The organism is Kitasatospora putterlickiae (assembly GCF_039527695.1).
Lineage (GTDB): Bacteria > Actinomycetota > Actinomycetes > Streptomycetales > Streptomycetaceae > Kitasatospora > Kitasatospora putterlickiae.
Genome location: NZ_BAAAKJ010000091.1, coordinates 8,105 through 13,347, shown reverse-complemented (window position 1 = coordinate 13,347; position 5,243 = coordinate 8,105). Strand labels below are relative to the sequence as shown.

Annotated in this window: 4 protein-coding genes; all 4 read right to left on the bottom strand. The window is 75.6% G+C overall.

The window, feature by feature from the left end; translation table 11 throughout:
* A partial coding sequence (locus ABD308_RS09985) for a type I polyketide synthase (protein ID WP_344331034.1) occupies window positions 1-2,900 on the bottom strand: 2,900 nt, incomplete at its 3' end.
* A gap of 112 nt (window positions 2,901-3,012) precedes the next feature.
* Window positions 3,013-3,585, bottom strand: coding sequence for a DUF1579 family protein (locus ABD308_RS09980; protein ID WP_344331033.1), 573 nt, complete (start codon window positions 3,583-3,585; stop codon window positions 3,013-3,015).
* 37 nt (window positions 3,586-3,622) lie between these two features.
* A complete protein-coding gene (locus tag ABD308_RS09975) occupies window positions 3,623-3,925 on the bottom strand; it encodes a phosphopantetheine-binding protein (protein WP_344331032.1) in 303 nt (100 codons plus the stop codon).
* A gap of 2 nt (window positions 3,926-3,927) precedes the next feature.
* A partial coding sequence (locus tag ABD308_RS09970; RefSeq protein WP_344331031.1) for an amino acid adenylation domain-containing protein occupies window positions 3,928-5,243 on the bottom strand: 1,316 nt, incomplete at its 5' end.

Below are 5,243 nucleotides of genomic sequence, written 5' to 3'. Positions count from 1 at the left end.
GACCGGCCGGCGAAGGTCTGGTCGAACCACTGCCCGCTGCCCTCCGCCAGCTCGACCGGCCGGCCCAGCAGCGGGGTCGGCGGCCTGGCCGGGGCGGCGACCGGCCGGTCCGGCGGGACCAGCCAGCAGCGGCGGTTCTGGAACGGGTAGGTCGGCAGCTCCACCGGCCGGGCGCGGTGGCCCTCGAAGGCGGGGGCCCAGCGCACCGCCACCCCGGCGGTGTGCAGCGTGCCGACGGCGGCCAGCAGGGCGTGGACGGCACCGCCGTCCGGGGTGTCCGCCGGGTGCTCCGGCTGGGCGCCGACCAGCAGCAGCGGCCGGCCGGGCGTCGTGCCGAAGGCGGCGAGGCCGCGGCGCAGCAGCGCGGTCATCGCGGCGTCCGGGCCCAGCTCCAGGAACCGGGTGACGCCCTCGGCCCGCAGCCGGCGCCCGGCGTCGAGCAGGCGGGTGGGGCGGCGGGCGTGGTCGGCCCAGTACGCCTCGTCGCGCAGCCGCTCGACGGTGAGGACCTCGCCGGTCAGGCCGGAGACCAGGGGGACCGACGGCTCCCGCACGTCCAGCGCGGCGACGACCCGGGAGAGCCGGGCGGCGGCCTCGGCGGAGGGGGCGCCGACCAGCGGCAGGGTACGGGCGGAGGACGGCGTTCCGGTGGCCCGGCCACGGGCGCGCCAGCGTTCGGCGAGCGCCGCCAGCCGCTCCGGCGCGCCGCTCACGACGGTGCCGCCGGGCTCGTCCAGCGCGGTGACCGTCAGCGGGCCGTCCGGGCCGTCCGGGCCGGCGAGGTCCGGGTCCGCCGCCAGCTCGGCCTCGCCGGCCTGCAGCCACAGCGAGCCGTGCGCGTCGGTCTCCGCGACGGGCAGGGCGAGGGCCAGCGCGCAGGCGTCCGGCAGGGAGAGCGCCCCGGCCGCGTGGGCGGCGGCGACCTCGCCGACGCCGAGCCCGGTCAGGTACTCCGGCTCGACGCCGAAGTCCGCCACCGTGCGGTGCAGGGCGACCGTCAGCGCGAAGTGGCCCGCCCGGGCGAGCCGGGGCGAGGCGAACCGCCGCTCCGGGTCGGCCAGTTGCTCCCGCAGCGGCCGGGGGTCGGCGGCCTCGCCGGTCTCGGTCAGCGCGCGGTCCAGCTCGGCGCAGACCTCGGTCAGGGCCGCGTCGAACGGGGCGAAGGCGGCGGCCAACTCCTCGCTCGCGCCGGGGTGTTCCAGGCCGGAGTCGGCGAACACCAGGGCCGTCCGGCCGCTGCCTGCGGCGGTTCCGCGGTGCACCGAGACACCGGCCGGCAGCGCTCCCGCCGCGGTGTCGGCGGCGAGCGCGTCCAGCCCGGCGAGCAGGCCGTCGCGGTCCGGGGCGAGCACCACGGCGCGGTGCCGGAAGGCCGAGCGGCTGGTCGCCAGGGCGACCGCGGTGTCCCGGGGGTCCGTCCCGGCGCAGGCCGCGCGGACCCGGGCCGCCTGCTCGCGCAGCGCGGCCGCGGTCCGGGCCGAGAGGGTCCACGCGATCGGGCGGGCGGCGGGGGCGGTCTCCTCGGCCTCGGCCGGCTCGTCGAGCGGCGGCTCCTCCAGCACGAGGTGGGCGTTGGTGCCGCTGAGGGTCAGGCAGGTGACGCCCGCCCGGCGCACCCGCTCGCCGCGCGGCCAGGGCCGCTCCTCGGTGGCCAGCCGCACCGTGCCGGCCGACCAGTCGGCGTGCGGGGTGGGCCGCTCGACGTGGATCGTGCGGGGCAGCCGCTGGTGGCGCAGCGCCATGATGATCTTCACGATGCCGGCCACGCCGCCCACGCTCTGGGTGTGGCCGATGTTGGACTTCACCGAGCCCAGCAGCACCGGGTTCTCGGCGGAGTGCGCCCGGCCGTACGTGGCGATGACCGACTGGGCCTCCACGCCGTCGCCGAGCACCGCGCCCACGCCGTGGCCCTCCACCACGTCGACGCTGTCCGCGCCGACCCGGCCGTCGGCCAGGGCCTGCCGGATGACCTGCTCCTGCGCCTGCCCGCGCGGCGCGTTCATGCCGTTGGTGGTGCCGTCCTGGTTGATCGCGCTGCCGCGGATCACCGCCAGCACCGGGTGGCCGTTGCGGCGGGCGTCCGACAGGCGCTCCAGCAGCAGCATGCCGGCGCCCTCGGCGAGGCTGACGCCGTCGGAGGAGGACGAGAACGACTGCGAGCGGCCGCTGGGACCGGTGGTGCCCTTGCGCTGGAACTCCAGCAGCGTGCCGGGCAGCGACATCACGTGCGCCCCGCCGGCCAGGGCGAGGCCCGCCTCGCCGTTGCGCAGCGCCTTGACGGCCAGGTGCACCGCCACCAGGGACGAGGTGCACTGGGTGTCCACCGCCAGCGCGCCGCCGACCAGGCCCATCAGGTACGACACCCGGCCGGCCGCGGCGCCGCTGGAACTGCCGAAGCCGATGTAGTCCTTCAGCTCCTCGGGCGGCGGCCCGCCCAGCAGCAGCGGGTAGCCGCCGAACTGCAGGCCGGCGTAGACCGCGGTCCGGCTCTCCTTGGCGGACAGGGGGTCGATGCCGGCCCGCTCGAACGCCTCCCAGCAGGTCAGCAGCAGCAGCCGCTGCTGGGGGTCCAGGGCGCGCGCCTCGGCGTCGTCCATCCCGAAGAACTCCGGGTCGAACTGGTCGGCGTCGGTCAGGAACCCGCCGCGCAGGTGCGGCATCGCCCCGGCGAGCTGCCAGCCCCGGTCGGTCGGCAGCGGGGAGACGACGTCCGCGCCCGCCTCCATCAGCTCCCAGAGGTCCTCGGGGGAGCGCACCCCGCCGGGGAACCGGCAGCCGAGACCGACGATCGCGATCGGCTCGCGGTTTCTGGCCTCCTCGGTCGCCAGCCGGCCGCGCAGCTGCTGCAGCTCGGCGGTGGCCCTTCGGAGGTACTTCTGCAGCTTCTCTTCGTCCGCCATCTCGCTCCCGGCTCCTCTGGGGAAGGACGTGCCGGGCCGCCGGCCGTGCGCTCACCCGGTGGGTGGGCACGGCCGGCGACCCGGCCGGTCGATCGTTCGGTGGTCCCGTCGGCTACTCGGCGGCGGCCGGGGGCGTCACGTGGCAGTCCTGGATGTCGTAGAGCTTCCACTCGCCCTCGACCTCGACGAAGGCGTCCAGGCGGAAGTGGGTCGCGTCGATGACGGTGTACGCGTCCTTGGAGCGGGTGCGCACGCCGACCTCGCCGATCACGTGGTCGCCGACGAACTCCAGGTGGCCGTCCTGCCAGCCCTCGGAGTAGGAGACGCCCATGGTGCCCATCGAGTCGACGTAGTACGACTCGAACTGCTGGTTCGGGGCGCTCCAACCGATGATCCACTTGCCCTCAAGCTTCGGCGAGCCGTCGGGGTAGGTCGCCTGGAGGTCCATCTGGTAGTAGTGACCGCCCATGATCGGCCGGGTCACCGCCTCCATGCGCACGCCGGTGTCGAAGTGCGTGACCATGGTGCCGAGCAGGAAGTCGAGCTGGTGGAGCTGCTCCGGCGGGTCGTTGTTCTCCTTGACCGGGCGGGCCGTGGGGCGGTGGTTGTCGAGGTAGTCGTTGAGCTTGTCGTCCGCCTCGGTGGGCGCCGGCTGCGCCGCCGCGTCGGTGGTGGTGTCGGTCATGGGGGCTCCCAATCGGTCGGTGGTGGTGGGTGGTCGGTCAGGCGGCGGCAGCGGCGGCGAGCTTGTCGATCATCGCGGCGATGCTGCGGACGTTCTTGAGGTTCCTGGCGTTGATCTCCCGGGACGGCACCTTCACGCCCAGCTCGGTCCGGACGTAGGTGAGCAGGACCGCCGTGTGCAGGGAGTTGAGCACGCCCAGTTCGAGCAGCGGGGTGTTCTCGTCCAGCTCCCCGTGGGGGTCGCCGTCGAGGAAGCGCTCGCGCAGGAAGGCGGTGATCTTCTCCGCCGTCCCGCCCGCGGCGGCCTCCGCGCGGTCGTCGAGGCTCTCGCTCGGGGTCATGGTCAGTCCTTCCGGTCGGGCGGCTGGAGCCCGCTGGCGAGCGCGCCGCGGTCGATCTTTCCGTTGCGGGTGCGCGGCAACTCTTCGGTCAGGCGCAGCTCGTCGGCGAGCATGTAGCGCGGCAGGCGCTGCGCGCAGTGCCGGCGCAGTTCCAGGAGCCCGGGCCGGCGCTCGGGCCCCGGGACGACGAAGGCGGCCAGTCGGGCCTCCATGCCGCTGCCGACGACCAGCGCGGCGGCCTCGACGACGTCCGGGTGGGCGGTGAGGGCGGCCTCGATCTCGCCCAGCTCGATCCGGTGGCCGCGCACCTTCACCATGTGGTCGCGCCGGCCCACGTAGTCGAAGGAGCCGTCGGGCAGCACCGTGACCAGGTCGCCGGTGGGGTAGGGCCCCTGGTGGGCGGGGCGGCCCCAGTAGCCGAGCATCACGGTCGGGCCCTCGACGTACAGTTCGCCCTGCTCGCCGGGGCCGGCGGTGCCGCCGTCGTCCCGGCGGGCCCAGGCCCGGTCGCCGGAGCAGGCGGCGCCGATCGGGACCGGGCGGTCGCGCCGCAGGTCCTCCGGTCCGACCTCGCGGTAGGTGCACACATTGGTCTCGGTCGGCCCGTACAGGTTGAGCAGCCGGGCGCCGCTCCAGCCGGCCAGCGCCTGCACGTGCGGGATCGGGAACGGCTCGCCGGCGAACAGCACCGCGCGCAGCGCCGCCGGGGCGGGCGCGTCGAGCAGTCCGCCCTCACGCGTCATGAGGATCAGCGCGGACGGCACCGAGTACCACACCGAGATCTCGTGCCGGTGCAGGAACTCCACCAACTGCTCAGGGGCGTAAGCGAGTTCGCTGGGCACCAGGTGGACGGCCGCGCCCACCGAGAAGGCCGCGTACAGGTCGAGCACGGACAGGTCGAAGTTGAACGGCGCGTGGTTGGAGAAGCGGTCCTCCGGACCGGCGGCGAGCGTGTCGACCGCCCACTCCACGAAGGCGAGCGCGTTGCGGTGGCTGATGCACACGCCCTTGGGCGCGCCGGTCGAACCCGAGGTGTAGAGGATGTAGGCGAGGTCGTCCGGACCCGCCGGCGTGTTGACCGGCGCCACGGCGCCCGCTCCGGCCGGCTCCGCCGCCAGGTCCTGGCAGGCGATGGCGGCGGGCAGCGGGGCGGCCAGCTCCTCGACCCGCTCGGCGGTGGTCAGCACGGCGGCCGCGGCGCAGTCCTCGGCCAGCGCGGCGACCCGCTCCAGCGGGGCCGAGCCGTCGGCCGGGACGTAGGCGGCGCCCAGGCGCAGCACCGCCTGCGTCGCCACCACGACGTCCGCCGACTTCTCCG

Excerpts from the sequence above, each read along its gene's own strand:
- ABD308_RS09980 (WP_344331033.1), bottom strand. The coding sequence starts at position 3,585 with ATGACCGACACCACCACCGACGCGGCGGCGCAGCCGGCGCCCACCGAG.
- ABD308_RS09975 (WP_344331032.1), bottom strand. The coding sequence starts at position 3,925 with ATGACCCCGAGCGAGAGCCTCGACGACCGCGCGGAGGCCGCCGCGGGC.